Below are 16,067 nucleotides of genomic sequence, written 5' to 3'. Positions count from 1 at the left end.
CGTCTCAGGCTTTCGGCCGGCAGACCGGCAGCCGGAGCGTGAATGTGCTCCCCTGCCCCACGGTACTGTGCACTTCCGCGGAACCGTGGTGCAACTGCATCACATGCTTCACGATGGCCAGCCCGAGACCGGTTCCTCCGGCCTTGCGGCTGCGCGCCTTGTCCACCCGGTAGAACCGCTCGAAAACGCGCGGCAGGTGTTCCGCCGGAATACCGCAGCCGTGATCGGCCACTTCGATCACCGCCTCGCCGCTCTCCTCCCGGGCCGTGATCCTGACTTCGGACTTCTCGCCGCTGTGCTTGATCGCATTGTCAATCAAATTCAGGATGGCCTGTTCGACGAGCTGGACATCGATCAGCACTTCCGGATCGGCGGAGGTTTCCACCACCAGCTTCAGGCCGGCGGCATCCGCCCTGGCCTGCGCCAGCTCCACCGCGGTTGAAATCGGCGTGGAAACATTCACGGGAACCATATTGTAGCCGTCGCCGACCGCGCGGCACTCCAGCTGCGACAGGCTCAGGATATCCTGAACCAGCGCATTGAGCCGCTCGGAGTGCATCTCAATGATCTGCATGAACCGTTCGGCACTCTCCGGCTCGTGGATCGCCCCGTCCCGCAGGGTTTCCACCGCACCGCGGATCACGGTCAGGGGCGTTTTGATCTCGTGGGACACATTGGCGACAAAGTCGCGCCGGAAGTTTTCCAGCTTGCGCAGCTGCGTCATATCGTAGATCACGAGCAGGATGCCGGAGGCCTTGTCTTCGGACCATTTCAGCCGGGTGCCGCGCACCCGGAGCTGCTTATCGCCGGAAGGAAGCTGGACCGGAAATTCCGCTTCGACCGGAGCCCCCTCTTTTTTCAGCTTTTCGATGAAAGCGGAGATTTCCAGATTGCGGATAATCCCGCTCACCGGCAGGCCGCATGGCTCGTCTTTCAGCTTGAAAATCTGCCGGGCGGCAGTATTGATATCGATCACATTGTCCTGCCGGTCGAGTACGATCACCCCTTCGGCAAGCGCGGCGAAGATCGCATCACGCTCGCTTTTTTCTCGCGAAATTTCATTGATCCGTTTTTTCAGCTCTTCGGCCATCCGGCTCAGGTGTTCGCCCAATTCCCGGAGTACGCCGCGCTCCGGAATCGGCAGCCGGGTGTCGAGATCGCCGCCGGAGATGCGGGCCGCCGCCCGGCAAAGCTCCCATACCGGGCGGCTGACGGTGCGGAAAATCACATAGCACAGGATCGCGGCCACCAAAGCGGTCACGGTTATCGCCAGCAGGATATCCAGACGCGCCTGCCGCACCACCTTATCCAGATTATGAATCGAGAAAGCGGTGCGCAGCACGTAGGTTTTGCCGTCGATTTCGATCGGCGCGGCACAGTAGATCAGGCGGCGCCCCAGCGTGGAGCTGTGCCGAATCGTCGCATAAAACGGGCGGCCGTCCCGGAAGGAGTTGATCGCACCGATGATTTCGGGGCGCATCCGGTGGTTGTCCATTCTGGCCGGTTCCTCTTCCGAATCCGCCAGCACCTCGCCGTCGGGAGCGATCAGGGTGATCCGGGTTTCGGTGGCTTTGCCCTCTTCCTCGTAGAATCTCTGGAGCTGCCGGCGCCGGTCATCCTGAATCAGTTTCCGCGACTCGCGCGAGAGAAGCCGGGCGCGGGTCTGCAGCTCCATCTCCGTTCTGGTAATATAGAGCTGCTCCAACGACGTAGACTGACGCCACAGGAAAATCACCACCCCCAGGATAACTACCAGAAAAATCACCGGCCAGGACTGAATAAAACTGTTTTTCATATTCTCTTCCCGGAGTTGCGGTTCAATCCTGTACGAACCGGTAACCGACGCCGCGGACCGTTTCAATCAGGTCGCCGTGCGTGCCCAGTTTCCGGCGGATGCTGACCATCTGTACGTCGATGGCACGCTCCGTCACCGGGTAGTCGTCGCCCTTGACCTCATTGACGATCTGGCCGCGCGTATAGACCCAGCCGGGGCGGCGCGCCAGCAGATAAAGCGTTTCGAATTCGGAGAAGGTCAGCGTCATCGGCCGTCCGTCCAGCAGAGCCTCCCGGGTGCCGCGGTTCATGCACAGCGGACCGCGCTTGATGGTCCCGGCGGCGGCCTCGGCATCGGAGGGCTTCACCCGCCGCAGCACCGATTTGATCCGGGCGATCAGCACCTTGGGGCTGAACGGTTTGGGGAGATAGTCGTCCGCCCCCATTTCAAGGCCGATCACGATGTCGCTCTCCTCGGATTTCGCGGTCAGCATGATAATCGGAATCGCACTGGTGCGGGTATCGCTCTTCAGCCGGCGGCAGACCGCCAGCCCGTCCATTCCGGGAAGCATCAGGTCGAGCAGGATCAAATCGGGTGCGAATTCAGTCGCGGCGGCAAGCGCCTCCTCACCGGATTCGCAGCATCTGACGCGATCGTAACCATCCTTGTTGAGATTGTAACGGATCAACTCCTGAATCGCCTCTTCGTCCTCGACGACCAATATTTTTTCTTTACCCATCAGAAAGCCTCCAACTTGTTATGGAAGTTAATGTACCATGGAAATGTTCGGGTAAAATACGCAACCGGTTAGATTCCTGTTAGAATCCGTAAAAAACAGCCCCGTCCGGAGTATTTCGGGCGGGGCTGTGCAAGAATACTATTTGGAAAGTGTTTTGAGCCGGTACTTGCCGCCCGGAATATCCTCCACGATGAATCCGAGTCCGGCAATCTCATCTCGGAGCCGGTCGCTCTCGACAAAGTTTTTCGCTTTCCGTGCTTCGATGCGGGCTTCGGCCAATGCGGTCACTTCCGCCGGAAATTCTTCCGTTTTGACCGCGTCGACTTCAAAACAGCCGATGATCCGGTCGAACTTGCGGAATGCCGCCAGAACTTCGGCCCCGCCAGCGGCGGTCAGCTCTCCGGCATCCGCCAGCCGGTTCGCGGCGCGCTGCAGGTCGAACATCGCCGCCAGCGCTTCGGAGATATTCAGGTCATCGCCCATCGCCGCCGCGAATGCCTGTTCCGCCCCCGCGACGGTTTGTGAAATCTCCGTGCCGTCGCCCGTTTGGGCGATTTCCCGCATGCGCTGGAAAAATTCATCGAACCTGCCCAGTGTTTCCCGGGCCTGCTCCAGCGCCTCGAAAGTAAAGTTCAGCTTCTTGCGGTAATGGGCGCCGATCAGCACCCAGCGGATTTCGCGCCCCTTCCAGCCCTTCTGCTGCAGATCGCGCAGCGTGAAGAAGTTGCCGAGCGACTTGGACATCTTCTCGCCGTTGACCATCAGATGGGCGCAATGCAGCCAGTAGTTCACCCACTTCTTGCCGGAAGCGGCTTCGCTCTGGGCGATTTCGTCCTCGTGATGCGGAAACATGTTGTCGATGCCGCCGGTGTGGATATCAAACTGATCGCCGAGGTATTCGCTGGACATCGCGCTGCATTCGATATGCCATCCCGGGCGGCCCTTGCCCCAGGGCGAATCCCAGGCAACGTCGCCGTCGTTTTCGTCCCATGCTTTCCAGAGCGCGAAATCTGCGACGGAATCCTTCGCATATTCATCATTTTTGATGCGGACGCCGGAGCGCTGGTTTTCGCGGTCGATTTTGGCGAGCTTGCCGTAATCCGGGAACTTGTCGATCGAAAAATAGATCGATTTGTCCTCCGCCTGATAGGCGAACCCCTTCTCCATCAGCACCGAAATCAGCCGGATCATCTGGGGAATATGATCGGTGGCGGCGGGATAAACCTCCGCCGGTTCGATATTGAGCGTTTTCAGGTCTTCAAAAAAAGCCTGCTTGTATTTCGCGGTGAATTCGCGCAACGGCAGCCGGGCGGCGCGAGAATCGCGGATGGTCTTGTCGTCCACATCGGTCAGGTTCATCACCTGCCTGACGGGATATCCGAAATACTCCAGCGTGCGCCGCAGAAGGTCCTCGAACATATAGGCGCGGAAATTGCCGATATGGGCGAAATTGTAGACCGTGGGGCCGCAGGTGTACATGCGCACCAGTTTGGCGTCGATCGGCTGGAACGGAACGACTTTGCGGTCCATTGTGTTGAAAAACTGCAAATCCATGAAAAACTCCGATTTTTAAATATCCGGCCGGCTTCCGCACACGCTCCTGTGTAAGGAAGATTCAATCCGGTAAACAATCATAACATGCTATAATTTACCCGGAGAACCCGAAAAATACAAAAAAAAACGTGACTTTTTTATAAAACTTCCCTGTTTTTGTTTTGCCTTTTGGAAATTTTGAGGTTATATTAGCAATATCACCAGCGGAGAGATGGCTGAGTGGTCGAAGGCGACGGTCTCGAAAATCGTTATACCCTCACGGGTATCGAGGGTTCGAATCCCTCTCTCTCCGCCATTTTATTTATCATCTTGCTTCATGATTGTTTATTGAATTGCCGGTTTTATCTATTTTCCGACTTCCGCCTGAATATTATGAAAAGGAACTTTCATCGATGAACGCAGTGCAGGAACAGTCAGAGGAAGCGGCAGCCGGAAAATCTTACCGGGCGACTGTGCTGGCTTGTTATACCGCCAATTTCATCGGCGCGCTGGTGGTCAACCTGACCCCGATTCTATTCATCCCACTGAAAATGCTGTATGGACTGAGTTATACTCAGTTCGGCATCCTGCTCGCCGTCAATTATGTAACGCAGGTACTCTCCGATATCGTTTTCAGTTGGCCCGCGGACCGGTACGGCAGCCGGCCGTATCTGCTCGGCGTCGTCACCGACCGTGCCGCCGGATTCCCGCTGCTGAAAGAGCTGCAGCAGGCCGGCGGGCTTTCCTCCGAGCAGTTCGGCTTGCGTTCCGGGCTGCTGTTCGGCGCTTTTTTCCCGGCAGGAACTTTCTTCCTGCTGTTGTGGTTCAGAAAATATGGAAATTACCGGAAAACAGGTGATCAATAATGATTCAAAAAGATACCGCACTTCTGATTATCGATATGCAGCAGGATTTTGTCAGGGAGGGAACGCCGCTGTGCGTAGCCGGAGCCGCGGCGACGGTTCCGGTCATCGCCTCTTTGCTGGCGGATTGCCGCAACTCCGGCCGCATTGCGATTTTTCATATCGTCAGGGAGTATGAACCGGATGGAACGGACCTCGAACGCTGCCGTCTGGAGTCATTCCACCGCGTTCCCGGCGCGATCCGGGGGACGGCCGGTGCGGAAATCGTCCCCGAACTTCAGCCGCATCCGGGAGAAACGGTGATCGTCAAACCGCGTTACAGCGCTTTTTTCCAGACCAAGCTGGATTTATGCCTGCGCCGCCTTGGAGTCGATTCCCTGCTGATAGCCGGGACGCAATATCCGAATTGCATCCGCGCCACGGTGACCGACGCGCTTTCGCTGGATTATCAAGTCACCGTCATTTCAGACTGCTGCAGCGCCCGGACGCCGGAGATTGCGGAAGCCAACCTGACGGATATGCGCAATCTCGGCGCCCGCTGCCTGACGTTCGCCGAATGGCATCTGGAAATTTCAGGCCACCTTCTTCCGTCATCCTGTTGATCCGGCAGAAACCGGCGGAAGGCGTTACTTTTCATTTTCCGTTTATTTCTTCAGAAAGCCGAGCGCTTTCCTGCACAGCGCATCAAACTCACTGCTGCAGAAACCATCCTCATGATCAGCTTGGCTGAGCGCTTTGATCAGAGTTTCCGGAGAGCTTTGACCGTCAAGATATGCTTGCGCCGGAGCGGCAATCGATTTCCAGTCGGATTGGGCGAATTTACGCAGAATCCCCTGCAAAGCCCAGCGGCGGCACTGTTCAATCCGTGCTCCCGGCGGATTATCGCCATGTTCCTTGTCCTCGCATGAATAAGCGTAGAGTTGCCTGCAAGGCAACTCCGGACATTCTCCGCAATGGAGATATCCTCTGCTCTGGCAACATTTCGCCACAATGCATTCCCCATGGAACGGTACTCCCGCCGTGGCAATACAACCGCCGCAGTTACAACTTTCCCTGAAACTGCACACATCGCACCGCAAACCGCAGCGCGAAGTAATTGAAGTCATCATTTTACATTCTCCCGGATATTTTGAAATTATCATCACATCTTTCCATTCCTTAAAATATAATTGCTTTTAGTAAAAGCAAACCATTGTTGTTTCCGGTAATTGAAAACTTCGCCTGTCAGATGGGGGATTACGGTTGACCGAAGAGGTGTGAATCAAAGAAGCCCTTGCCGCCGCGAGCGGCCGCCCAGCCCGCCGGCTCCCGTACCGGCGAACCTCCGTGCTCTTTGCACTCAACCGCGGAAAGTTTCAGCAGGACTCCGGGCTGTTCACCGCCGAAGATGATTTCGACTTCCATACAATACCTGAAGTTCCTCGGGAACGCGTATCAGCTCCGAAGGCGAATAATCGCACGGGATTCGTAACACTCCGCAAAAAAAGAGAATCGGGGTGTCGTCCCCGATTCCCGCATATTGGGATTCCGGTCGTTTTACAACGTGATTTTCCCTGAGACCACAAGGCAGATCGCGAGCACGTCCAGCGCAAGCAGGATCGCCAGATACCATTTTTCGGAAGTCAGGAAGATCGGCGTATTGTCGCCGTGCGCGACCTGCTCTTTGCGCGCCCAGAAAAACAGCGGCACGCCCAAGGTCAGAAAGATCGGAACCATTGCGACATAATTCAGTCCGCCCGCGTAGAACATGAACAAACAGAACAGGAAACCGACAATTCCGCTGATCGTCGCCAGCACGATTCCCCTGGCGGCATATTGCCGGTACTGTTCCGTTTTACAGAGCTTGAACAAAAACAGAGTCGTCGTCAGGTATGCCGGAAGCATCACCAGCGAGCTTACGCTGTACATGGCCTGCCACGCATTGTTGGCGAAATGAACGACCAGCATCGCAATCTGCATGATGATGGTGCTCACCAGCAGGCCGACTCCCGCCGTGCCGTTTTTATTGACCTTGCTGAATGCTTTCGGGAACGTCCCGTTCAGCCCCGCCGCCAGCGGGATTTCCGCACAGAGCAGTGTCCAGGCGATCCAGCTGGTCAGAACGGAGATGATCAGTCCGATATTCATCAGCCATTCGCCCCATTTGCCGACGACGATCGCGAGCACGCCGGCCGTCGACGGATTCGGAATGCCTTCCAGCGTATGCTGGGTGGTTATGCCGAACGGCAGCACGGACAGCAGCATATAAAGGCAGAGGGCGGCCAGAAAACCGACCAGAGTCGCCTTGCCCACATCGGCCGGATTCTTCGCCCGTCCCGACAGAACCACGGCGCCTTCCACGCCGATGAAGCACCACAGCGCCACCAGCATCGGGGCTTTGATCTGCGCGGCGACCGATCCCAGATCCTGCGAAGCGACTTTGGCGGAATTTCCCCAGAAGTTCGCATCGAACTGCGTGAAACTGAACGAAAACAGCAGAATGATGATGAACAAAAAGAGCGGGAACATATTGCTGGCCGTTCCGATCAGGTTCACCAGACTGGCTTTTTTGACGCCGGCCAGCACCAGGAAATAGTAGAACCAGATCAGAACGGAACCGAAGATCACGGAATTCCAATTATTTCCTCCGGTGAAAACTCCGGGAAAGAAATAGTTCAACGAATCCATCAGAATCACGGCAAACGCCACGTTCCCGAATATGGTCATCAGCCAGTACCCCCAGGCAGTGATGAATCCGATGAATTTGCCGAATCCCTCCCGGGCATACATATAGACGCCGGCCTTCAAATCGGGCCGGATGTCCGACAGGATCCGGAAGGAATTGGCGATGAAATAGACGCCCAGCCCCACGATCAGCCAGGCGATGATGACCGGACCGGCCGCGGATGACTGCGCCGTGTTTTGCGGCAGGCTGTAAACGCCTCCTCCCAGCATGGAACTGACAACGACGGTGACCAGGGCAAAAAAACCGAGCTTTGCCGTGGCGGTTGTCTTGTCTTTGCTCTGTGTGTTTTCTTTTGACATAAGACGAAACCCCTCTTCTGGTTTTACTCAAATGCAAATTCAATCGCCCCGCCCTTTCAGGCGGGGCAGTCTCTCTTCTTTACATCCGGCCTTTTTTGATCGCGCCGGACACCTTGTGCGGCCTGAAAGACGTTTTCTGCCCGGCCGGGAGTTTTTTATCATCCTCGATGATTACCCTTACCCAGAAATCGCCGTTCTCATCGACGTTCACCCCCTGAATTTCATGTTCGAAGCCGGGGAAGTTTTTGTCGAATTCCTGCAACGCCTCAAGATATCCGATGATTCCTTTGTCGTCTCCGGAAATTCTTTCTCCGGGCATAAGCAACGGAATCCCCGGGGGATAAGGCACCAGCATGCCGGCGGCGATCCGGGACGGATAATCCTTGAGTCTGACATGCTCGACCTTGTAGCGCACCACCTTCTGATAGGCTTCCGCCGGCGACAGAACCGCTTCCGGGTCGGTATTGGCCGCCTTGTCCAGATGATCGATCAGGCCGAGTCTGCTCATCATATCGTGCATGGACTGGCACAGTTCCTTCAGCGTCATCCGCGCATATTCAGGTGAAATCTCCGCCAGCGACGGTATCGCGTCGGCGACCAATGCGCCGTTGTCATACAGCCGCTTGAACTCAAGCAGACTCTCGATCAGGGTCCCCCATTTGCCCTTGGTGGTGCCGACCGAGAACAGAATCAGCAACGTGTAATCACCGGTCCGGGCGATCTCCGTTCTCCGGTCATCCAGGAACTTGGTCATGATATAACCCGGAATACCCGTTTTCTGATATTTGCCGTCCGGAGTAATGCCGGGACAGGTGATGGTGACCTTGACCGGGTCGAGCATACAGTCGGTATCCGCGATATCTTCCCTGGCAAAGCCGTGCCACTTCGCATTCGGATCCAACGCCCAGCAGGAAGGCTCACGGCTCAACAATGAAACAGGAGCATCCTCAAAAGAGTACTTCCTGCCCGTTTTCGGGTCTTTGACTTCGACCGGCTGCATGATATCGAAGAACCAGTCCGCCGGATTCTTCTCTTTGATTTTACGTTTGATGCTCACGACCGCTTTCCGGAACGCAATCGCATCTTCGATAGACTCCTGCACCAGATGGGTTCCCGAACTCCCCTTCATCATGGATACGGCGACGTCAATCGATGCGATGATCGGGTAATACGGCGAGGTCGTCCCGTGCATCATGAACGAATCGTTGAAGTCGTCGAAATCCAGCGGCGCGCGGTCGCTTTTCTTCACATGAATCATCGAAGCCATGGAGAGAGCCGGAAGCATCTTATGCGTGGACTGAACCGCGAAAATAGTCGGCATATTCTTTATTTTTCCACTTACTCCCATCGCGAATCTTTCCGCATAAATCGGATGGAACTTCGCATATGCATACCATGCCTCATCAAAATGGATGCGCGGCACGCTGTCTTTCAGGGCATCGACGACTTTGCCGGCATTGTAGCAGAAACCGTCATACGTGCAGTTGGTCACCACCGCGTAGGTGGGCTCCTGCGACACCGCGTCTCTGGCGATCGGACTGGCTTTGATCAGTTTCTTGATATGCTCTTTGGACATCCGCCTGGCCGGAATGGGGCCGATCAGGCCGTAGCCGTTTCTGGTCGGCTTCATATAGACCGGACGCGCCCCGCAAAGAGTCAACCCGTGATTCAGGGACTTGTGGCAGTTTCTGTCGACTACGGTAATCTCATTGGCGCCAACCGCTCCCTGCGCTACAATCCGGTTGGAGCCGGATGAACCGGCGACGGTATAGAAGGTCCAATCCGCCCCGAAGGTTTTCGCGGCGATCTCCTCGGATTTCTTCACCGGACCGGCGTGGATCAGATAGTCGCCCATTTCCGACGTCGCCACGCCGATATCGGCGCGGAACATATTTTCACCGAAGAAGTTGAAGAACTCCACGCCGATGGGATGCTTCAGATAGGCCATCCCGCCCATATGCCCCGGACAATCCCAATAGTAATCGCCGTCCTGGGTAAAATCCTTCAAGGTTTTGAAGTAAGGCGGCAGCAGATGTTTGTTGTACTGAAAAATGGCGGTATAAATCCGATTGGCGGTAAACTCGGGAGTTTCGGAAAAAAGGTAAATATATTCCTTGACCTCACTGATCAAATCGAGCGGCAGCCTCGAAATCAGGTCCTCCCGGGTCAATGCGAAAACCGGCAAAGTCTCAGACACGGCGCGAATCGCCTTGATCAGCTGGACCGTCTCCTGTTCCGTACTGCTGTTTTCTGCGTCCAGATAGATGCCGATTGCGCTGTATTTGGGACTTTCGCTCAAAAGCGTGAGTCCGTTTTCCAGTGACCAGGCATAATGTACATCAAGGTTCAGGTCGGCCAATGCTTTCCCCAGGTTTTTAAGTGCGGCGACGGCCGGATGCTCTTCTGCCCAGTTCACAGAATTCGCGATAAACAGAATGTTTTTATTGATCTTCATTTTTCTCCTCCAATTGTACTTCGGTTTCCAAATCCGTCGAATGACAAGTTCCGTCCAATTCACCGGATTTCATTTTCATTTCCACTTGATTTTTGTCGCGGCACTCCTCCCCTTCTTGAATCATCCCTCTGGCGAAAAACAAAATCAACTCAAAGCAGCAATTAATTCACCATATCATATAAATACAAATACTATAATGCTACATAATACACCTATTTTTATTATTTTCAAATTTCCGCCTCAAAAAGCCTTGCAGGCCGGATTGATTTTTCTGTTCCGGGCAGGTAAATTATCCACACGGAACCTGATTATTTCAAGCGAGGAAAATAATGAGAGAAGAAGAAAAAATTTTCAACGGAATCCTTTTCAGTCCCGGCGATCCGGAACTGAAAGCAATCAAACTGCGTTCCCACAAATTAAGCGCGGCATACAGCAGAACCGACGAAGACGATGTCGAAATCCGCGCGGGACTCGTCAAACTGATGCTCGCGGAATTCGGCGAAGGCAGCTTCATGCAGGGCCCGGTATTTTTTCATTACGGCAAGCACACGAAGATCGGCAAGCGTTGTTTCTTTAATTACAATCTGACCATCCAGGACGATGCCCCGGTGGTGATCGGCGATGACAATAACTTCGGGCCCAACGTCACGATCGTCACGCCGGTTCACCCCATGCTGCCGGATGAACGCCGGGTCATCCTCGACAGGGACGGCACTCCGCGTCATCTCTGTTACGCCCGGCCGGTTACCATCGGCAATGACTGCTGGCTGGGAGCCAATGTCGTAGTCTGCCCGGGAGTTACGATCGGCGATGGATGTGTGATCGGCGCCGGAAGCGTCGTCACGCGGTCCATTCCTCCCAACTCCTTCGCCGCAGGCAACCCGTGCCGCGTCATCCGCGAGCTTTCCGAAACCGACAGCATGCAATACAAACCGGAAATCCTTGCAGACAATCAGATCGTTCCTCCCACCAAGTAAACCTCTCGGGGATTTCGCTCCTTTCGGAGCGAAATCCCGGTTCAAGAAACTTGTACGCGGCGTAAAGCTCTTAGAAATGTATGGGCTTCCCCTGTATTTGTTGAAAGCGCATCACTTCCCGTGCGACTGATAGTACACCGCGATCTTGGCATCCAGTGTGCAGATATGCTTGTTCAGCCATGTTTTCAGCAGCTCGATCACCTCGCCGCAGAAGGTGTGCAGGTCTTTTTCTGCCTCCAGCCGGGTGGAAAAACTGTCCACCACGTCGCGCAGCGCCTGATGCTGCGCCGCATGATTCGCCAGCTCGGGATAATCGATGGAACGCATGAAAAATTCCTCGTCGTCAAAGTGAGTCACCGTGTAATCCACCAAAGCGGCGAACTGTTTTTCCACCTCTCCGCGCTCCGGCTCGCCTTTCAGGTAGAGGCGTATGAACTTGTTGATGCACTCGAACAACGCCTCATGCTGGGCGTCGAGGCTGGCGATGCCGATTTTCATCGGCACGGATGCCGCATTCTTATTTTCCATCGCAATTCTCCTCTCCCCGGAACGCCGTGTTTTTCCTTGCGAACCCGGCATGGCGGGGCTTTGTCCTCTTTTGTAACTCTATATGATTTACAATATAGCACAAACTTCTAAGAAAGCAATTCTTCCACAGTTCCGAACGCCGTACGAAGCCATCATTCAATATTCAACTTCACACAGGCGCGATATTGCTTCGCCGATTTCATTGCGCAGCTTTGTCAGCACATCGGGGTCCGGCAGCAGCTTTTCCGAATTCCGTCCTCCGGCATTCGGGATCGGCGCGAGCTGTTTCGCCCGTTCCAGAAGCGCCTTCGCCGGGGCGTCGTTCTTTTCGTTCGCCAGTCTTTCCAGCAGCAGGTAATAAGAGCCGTCCTCGATTCCGTCGCGCAGCGACTCCAGCCGAACCGTGCTGACCGGCCCCCTAAGCCCGATCGGTTTGCCGGGATAGAAGATGTATCCGTCGCCATTCGGATAGCGGATCCGCTGCGGCTTGCCCGGCACGTCGCTCTGGGTATGAACCGCGTGAATCCCCCACTCGAAGGGATTGCGGGTCAGCCAGTCCGCGCCCCAGAATTCATAGCCGCGCGTACCGTATTTCCACGCGAACAAAGGCAGCATGCGTTCAATCGCGTTGTACGGAGTGTCAAGGCACATGTGCCCGTCGGTGGTGATCAGCAGCTGCGCCCCGGAGTCGCGGAGTTTTTTCAGGTTCTCCTCGGAAATCTGTCCCTGAACCCCGATGCCCCACACATCGAGCTTTCCCAGCCACTCCGGCACATATCCCCATGTGCTCGCGTAAATTTTCACTTCCGGTTCGGCCTCATGGAGCATGTCGCACAGCGCGATCATCTGCTCCTTGATTCCCGGAACCGAGGTGTGAGGTTCATCTGAGATATAGAGGATGAAGCGGTCCTGCCACCCCTTCCGCCGCAGATGCTCCATCATCAGCTTGAGCGCGGCCTGGCAGACCCGGCGGTATTCAGCGGTGAATCTGCCGCGGTCCACGCCCCGGTACGGCCATTTTCCTTCATACGGCTGCACGCCGAGAAACGGTTTGGGCGGATGCCCCCAGCCGAAATGCTCCCGGAACAGCGGCAGGTAGGCCAGCGGGATGTTCCACTCCTCAAACCAGACGCGGGCCGCCTTGTCAAATTCAGTGAAGTCGGCTTTCACCTTGCCGTTTTCCAGCCGGAACCTCGGCTTGGCCGGAATTTCATCGAAGCTGATTCGCTTTCGGGCCAGAAACTCCGCCGCCTCCATCGGCGTATACTCTTTAAACTGTCTGCCCGTGCCGTGGCGGTTGTCGAAAATGGCGCTCATTTCCGGCCGGTCGGGCAGCGTGAAATTCCACACCTGAACACTGTACGGCAGTTCCCGGAGCACTTTCTCTCCGGCGCGCAGCGCAATCGTCCCCCGATACCGGCCCGGTTCGGCGTCCGCCGGAGCGTTCACGCGAATATAAATTCCCTGCGTATGCTGAGGTTCCAACGCGAATTCCGATTTCGGGATCACCGGATCCGGATACAGCTCGCCTCTGGAATTTCCGGGAACGCAGCGCCGGTACGCCGGAATTCCGGTGAACTGGAAGTAGCGGCTCGGCGCGTCGATTCCAACATAGCCGATCACGTTCACCTCCGGTGCGGGCAGAGCGCTCCCCGCCTCGTTTTTCGGTTCCGAAACAGTCAACGAGAGCTTCGGATACGGTTTATCCGAGCGTATTCCGAGCTGAAGCCCCTCCGACTCGTTGCGGGCCAATGCCACATTGAGGTTGGTGCCTTTGCCTTTCGGCGTGCTGTCCGGAAAAATCTTGACCACCGGATTCACCTGCCATACGGCAATCCCGTTCTCATGCGTCTCTGCGGCGGAATGCTGGAACTTCACCTGATTGACGCCGACGACTTCAGCGAGCATGATGCCGTCATAATGCCGTTTCCCCCGGCTCATCGTCAGGAAAAGGCTATCTTATAACCGCACCGACAGAAGTTCTTTAAGGGAGGTGAACTATTATGCACATAACGAAAGTTCTAAAAATCATTAACGGACAAAGAAAAAAACAATATGCAGCATTATATGGTGAAATGACCCTTGAATGGAATTCAACTTCAAGTGTAGGATTCAGTTTACTATCGACTGCTGAAGTGTGACTGCATTACCACTGCACCTTTTGATGAACATCACGATGTTATTGTTGATGATGAAGGTCTTTTGAAAACACCAATCGTTGGTTTGTTTGAAACCCCTGATGGTGGTGAATATGCTGGCAATGGTCTTATTGTTGGCTTCAATGATGATGGAGACTGGATTTCCCACAAACTCAATTTTGAGACTGTGAAAAATTCAATTCGGTTCATTCAGTATGTTAGACTGAACGGGACATTGTTGAAGATCGTTTTGCAGCCTTCAAACGTAAAAAGGTGATCACTATGAGAATCAGTAAAAAACATGGTTTGAATCCGTCTATTCCACTTTGTCATTATTGCAAAAAGCCTAAGAATGAAATCATTCTCACTGGATATGAAGGTGAAGTTTGGGCAAAACAGAATGGTCATCCTGATGGGCAAATGCCGATGTATGTTTTCCTCAAAGGTGACATTCAGCCTTGTGATGAATGCAAGAAAATTGGCATTGCTGTTGTTGAAGTCAAAGCTGGAACTGATGGAGAGCTTACCGGGAGATGCTGGTTGATGAAGGAGGAAGCTATTAAGAAGATATTGGCTGATGATCCGATGTTATCCAGTGTGCTCCAGAAGAGGATTATGTTCATTTCAGAACAATCTGAATCATGAAGCCATAATTTACACCCATGGGATATATGTAATTACCAGAAGCTCGATCAGAGTAAAGTTCCTGTTCTTCATAACATTCTCCATCCTGTTTTCGGAACCGGTGGCCGAAAGCCTCCCGATCCTTTTGTTTCCTGTTTCAAAGGGAATTCAAATTGAAAACTTTACAAATCTTCCGGTCACTTCTTCTTCGGCAGAATCAGTTCCGGTTTGATCAGAACATCCTGATAACTCGCCTCCGGGTTGCTCAGGCGCCACAGCAGGCCATCCACCGCGCGCGACGCGATTTCGGCAATATGCAGGTCCACCGCCGGCAGCGGCGGATGAAGCTCATTCAGAAGATAGGTGTTGTCGCAGGAGATCACTTCAAGCTCTTTGGGCCTGCGCTGCAAACCGGCAAAGTCCAGCGTGTGACATACCTTGTACGCCACCTGATCGTTGAAAGCGAAGATTCCGGCCCGGTTGCCGAAATGCTCCAGCGTCTCGCGCAGCGCGGCGGGGAACGCCTGCGGCTCGTCGAGGTCGTTGCTGTAAGAAAGCTGCGCGAACTCCACGTTGGCTTCCGCCAGCCGCCTGCGGACGCCTTCCAGCCGGGGATGGCTCTCCGGGCGGTAGGCCATGCGCGCCTCCCAGATCAGCAACGCCTTTTTGAACCCCTGCTCGACCAAGTAGTTGGCGGCCAGTTTTCCGGCCAGCGTCTCATTGGGTTTGAAGCTGTCCCACGGGCCGATGTCGATCTCCTCGTGCATGATCGCCACCTGCGCGATCCCTTCCAGAATCGACGCGAACCACGGGCGGAAACAGTAGTGGTAAATCACCCCGGCAAAGCCTTCGATCAGCGCCGGATTGTCGTAAAGTTCTTCACAGGAGCAGGTCTCGAAAATCATCTTCTGCTCCGCAAGGCGCTTCATCACGCTGTTCATGATCTGCTGCGCCACCGGGTCGCCGACGTTGGCCGCCTCATACAGCACCATAACCTTGCCGGAGTTCCCGCCGCCGCTCCGGCGCCGCCGGTAGTTGCGCGCCTTGAAATCGGTCTTCGCCGCGATCGCCTGCACCTGGTCGCGCAGTTCCTGCGAAATCAGCGGCGAATTGCGCAGCGCCAGCGAAACCGACTGCGCGGTGATTCCGAGCATTTCGGCGATATCCGTCATATTCCTGGGTTTGTCTTTGGTCGCATTCATCCGTGAAATTCCTTTCGCTGCTTTTATTATACCTCAAAGCGGCCCGAATGTCAACAGTAAATTAAAATTAATTTTAAAATATTTGCAAATTAATTTTAAATTCGCCGCAAACCGGGCGCTTCGACGAAACTGCGACTTTTTGGATTCCGCCGTTTGTGAAACCCGGGAAAAAGGAGTATATTGGAAACGTGTACCAATCCTATAATTCCG

The 16,067-nt window shown here is 54.7% G+C and carries 15 protein-coding genes and 1 tRNA gene; 6 read left to right on the top strand and 10 right to left on the bottom strand.

Annotated features, from left to right (window positions below):
* Positions 1–4 precede the first annotated feature (4 nt).
* From C8D82_RS03235 to cysS, 3 genes are all read right to left on the bottom strand, one after another.
* Positions 5–1,795 carry a HAMP domain-containing sensor histidine kinase gene (locus C8D82_RS03235; RefSeq protein WP_116882830.1) on the bottom strand — a complete coding sequence of 597 codons (1,791 nt, stop codon included), beginning with the start codon at positions 1,793–1,795 and terminating at the stop codon, positions 5–7.
* A gap of 22 nt (positions 1,796–1,817) precedes the next feature.
* Positions 1,818–2,513 (bottom strand): response regulator, encoded by a 696-nt coding sequence (locus tag C8D82_RS03230; RefSeq protein WP_116882829.1) that lies wholly within the window; start codon positions 2,511–2,513, stop codon positions 1,818–1,820.
* 138 nt (positions 2,514–2,651) lie between these two features.
* On the bottom strand, positions 2,652–4,067 hold the full coding sequence (gene cysS, locus C8D82_RS03225) for a cysteine--tRNA ligase (RefSeq protein WP_116882828.1): 1,416 nt from the start codon (positions 4,065–4,067) through the stop codon (positions 2,652–2,654).
* Between the two features lie 205 nt (positions 4,068–4,272).
* On the opposite strand from cysS, the gene C8D82_RS03220 reads away from it, so the two are divergent.
* From C8D82_RS03220 to C8D82_RS03210, 3 genes are all read left to right on the top strand, one after another.
* Positions 4,273–4,362 (top strand) — tRNA-Ser (locus C8D82_RS03220).
* Positions 4,363–4,459: 97 nt separating this feature from the next.
* Positions 4,460–4,912, top strand: coding sequence for a hypothetical protein (locus C8D82_RS03215; protein WP_116882827.1), 453 nt, complete (start codon positions 4,460–4,462; stop codon positions 4,910–4,912).
* On the top strand, positions 4,912–5,511 hold the full coding sequence (locus tag C8D82_RS03210) for a cysteine hydrolase family protein (protein ID WP_116882826.1): 600 nt from the start codon (positions 4,912–4,914) through the stop codon (positions 5,509–5,511). Before C8D82_RS03215 ends, C8D82_RS03210 begins: the two co-directional genes overlap by 1 nt.
* Before the next feature lie 42 nt (positions 5,512–5,553).
* Here the strand turns inward: C8D82_RS03210 and C8D82_RS03205 are convergent, their stop codons facing one another.
* From C8D82_RS03205 to C8D82_RS03195, 4 genes are all read right to left on the bottom strand, one after another.
* Positions 5,554–6,018 (bottom strand): DUF3795 domain-containing protein, encoded by a 465-nt coding sequence (locus C8D82_RS03205; RefSeq protein WP_116882852.1) that lies wholly within the window; start codon positions 6,016–6,018, stop codon positions 5,554–5,556.
* Between the two features lie 127 nt (positions 6,019–6,145).
* Complete coding sequence (locus tag C8D82_RS21010; RefSeq protein WP_165832802.1) at positions 6,146–6,313, bottom strand: hypothetical protein; 168 nt, start codon at positions 6,311–6,313, stop codon at positions 6,146–6,148.
* A 132-nt stretch (positions 6,314–6,445) separates the two neighbouring features.
* Positions 6,446–7,933 (bottom strand): basic amino acid/polyamine antiporter, encoded by a 1,488-nt coding sequence (locus C8D82_RS03200; protein ID WP_116882825.1) that lies wholly within the window; start codon positions 7,931–7,933, stop codon positions 6,446–6,448.
* 79 nt (positions 7,934–8,012) lie between these two features.
* The gene (locus C8D82_RS03195; RefSeq protein WP_116882824.1) at positions 8,013–10,388 is read right to left on the bottom strand and encodes an Orn/Lys/Arg family decarboxylase; all 2,376 of its coding nucleotides are present in this window, start codon (positions 10,386–10,388) and stop codon (positions 8,013–8,015) included.
* 329 nt (positions 10,389–10,717) lie between these two features.
* Between C8D82_RS03195 and C8D82_RS03190 the strand changes: the two genes are divergently transcribed.
* Entirely contained in the window at positions 10,718–11,365 is a 648-nt protein-coding gene (locus C8D82_RS03190) for a sugar O-acetyltransferase (protein WP_116882823.1), read from the top strand.
* A gap of 111 nt (positions 11,366–11,476) precedes the next feature.
* Here the strand turns inward: C8D82_RS03190 and C8D82_RS03185 are convergent, their stop codons facing one another.
* Both C8D82_RS03185 and C8D82_RS03180 read right to left on the bottom strand, forming a co-directional pair.
* Entirely contained in the window at positions 11,477–11,893 is a 417-nt protein-coding gene (locus C8D82_RS03185) for a bacteriohemerythrin (protein WP_165832801.1), read from the bottom strand.
* Between the two features lie 156 nt (positions 11,894–12,049).
* A complete protein-coding gene (locus tag C8D82_RS03180) occupies positions 12,050–13,801 on the bottom strand; it encodes a DUF4091 domain-containing protein (protein WP_165832800.1) in 1,752 nt (583 codons plus the stop codon).
* 219 nt (positions 13,802–14,020) lie between these two features.
* On the opposite strand from C8D82_RS03180, the gene C8D82_RS22265 reads away from it, so the two are divergent.
* Together C8D82_RS22265 and C8D82_RS20530 are read left to right on the top strand one after the other, a co-directional pair.
* A complete protein-coding gene (locus C8D82_RS22265) occupies positions 14,021–14,308 on the top strand; it encodes a hypothetical protein (RefSeq protein WP_420882994.1) in 288 nt (95 codons plus the stop codon).
* A gap of 5 nt (positions 14,309–14,313) precedes the next feature.
* On the top strand, positions 14,314–14,676 hold the full coding sequence (locus C8D82_RS20530) for a hypothetical protein (protein WP_133245040.1): 363 nt from the start codon (positions 14,314–14,316) through the stop codon (positions 14,674–14,676).
* Positions 14,677–14,852: 176 nt separating this feature from the next.
* Here C8D82_RS20530 and C8D82_RS03175 read toward each other — a convergent pair whose 3' ends face one another.
* The gene (locus tag C8D82_RS03175) at positions 14,853–15,857 is read right to left on the bottom strand and encodes a LacI family DNA-binding transcriptional regulator (RefSeq protein ID WP_116882820.1); all 1,005 of its coding nucleotides are present in this window, start codon (positions 15,855–15,857) and stop codon (positions 14,853–14,855) included.
* Positions 15,858–16,067 lie beyond the last annotated feature (210 nt).

The sequence above is a fragment of the Victivallis vadensis genome (assembly GCF_003096415.1).
GTDB lineage: Bacteria > Verrucomicrobiota > Lentisphaeria > Victivallales > Victivallaceae > Victivallis > Victivallis vadensis.
Note: the sequence above shows the minus strand (reverse complement) of the source record. Positions and strands in the feature narration are given on the sequence as shown.

Coding starts and splice junctions, on each gene's coding strand:
- C8D82_RS03235 (WP_116882830.1), bottom strand. CDS start 1,795: ATGAAAAACAGTTTTATTCAGTCCTGGCCGGTGATTTTTCTGGTAGTT.
- C8D82_RS03230 (WP_116882829.1), bottom strand. CDS start 2,513: ATGGGTAAAGAAAAAATATTGGTCGTCGAGGACGAAGAGGCGATTCAG.
- cysS (WP_116882828.1), bottom strand. CDS start 4,067: ATGGATTTGCAGTTTTTCAACACAATGGACCGCAAAGTCGTTCCGTTC.
- C8D82_RS03215 (WP_116882827.1), top strand. CDS start 4,460: ATGAACGCAGTGCAGGAACAGTCAGAGGAAGCGGCAGCCGGAAAATCT.
- C8D82_RS03210 (WP_116882826.1), top strand. CDS start 4,912: ATGATTCAAAAAGATACCGCACTTCTGATTATCGATATGCAGCAGGAT.
- C8D82_RS03205 (WP_116882852.1), bottom strand. CDS start 6,018: ATGATGACTTCAATTACTTCGCGCTGCGGTTTGCGGTGCGATGTGTGC.
- C8D82_RS21010 (WP_165832802.1), bottom strand. CDS start 6,313: ATGGAAGTCGAAATCATCTTCGGCGGTGAACAGCCCGGAGTCCTGCTG.
- C8D82_RS03200 (WP_116882825.1), bottom strand. CDS start 7,933: ATGTCAAAAGAAAACACACAGAGCAAAGACAAGACAACCGCCACGGCA.
- C8D82_RS03195 (WP_116882824.1), bottom strand. CDS start 10,388: ATGAAGATCAATAAAAACATTCTGTTTATCGCGAATTCTGTGAACTGG.
- C8D82_RS03190 (WP_116882823.1), top strand. CDS start 10,718: ATGAGAGAAGAAGAAAAAATTTTCAACGGAATCCTTTTCAGTCCCGGC.
- C8D82_RS03185 (WP_165832801.1), bottom strand. CDS start 11,893: ATGGAAAATAAGAATGCGGCATCCGTGCCGATGAAAATCGGCATCGCC.
- C8D82_RS03180 (WP_165832800.1), bottom strand. CDS start 13,801: ATGCTCGCTGAAGTCGTCGGCGTCAATCAGGTGAAGTTCCAGCATTCC.
- C8D82_RS20530 (WP_133245040.1), top strand. CDS start 14,314: ATGAGAATCAGTAAAAAACATGGTTTGAATCCGTCTATTCCACTTTGT.
- C8D82_RS03175 (WP_116882820.1), bottom strand. CDS start 15,857: ATGAATGCGACCAAAGACAAACCCAGGAATATGACGGATATCGCCGAA.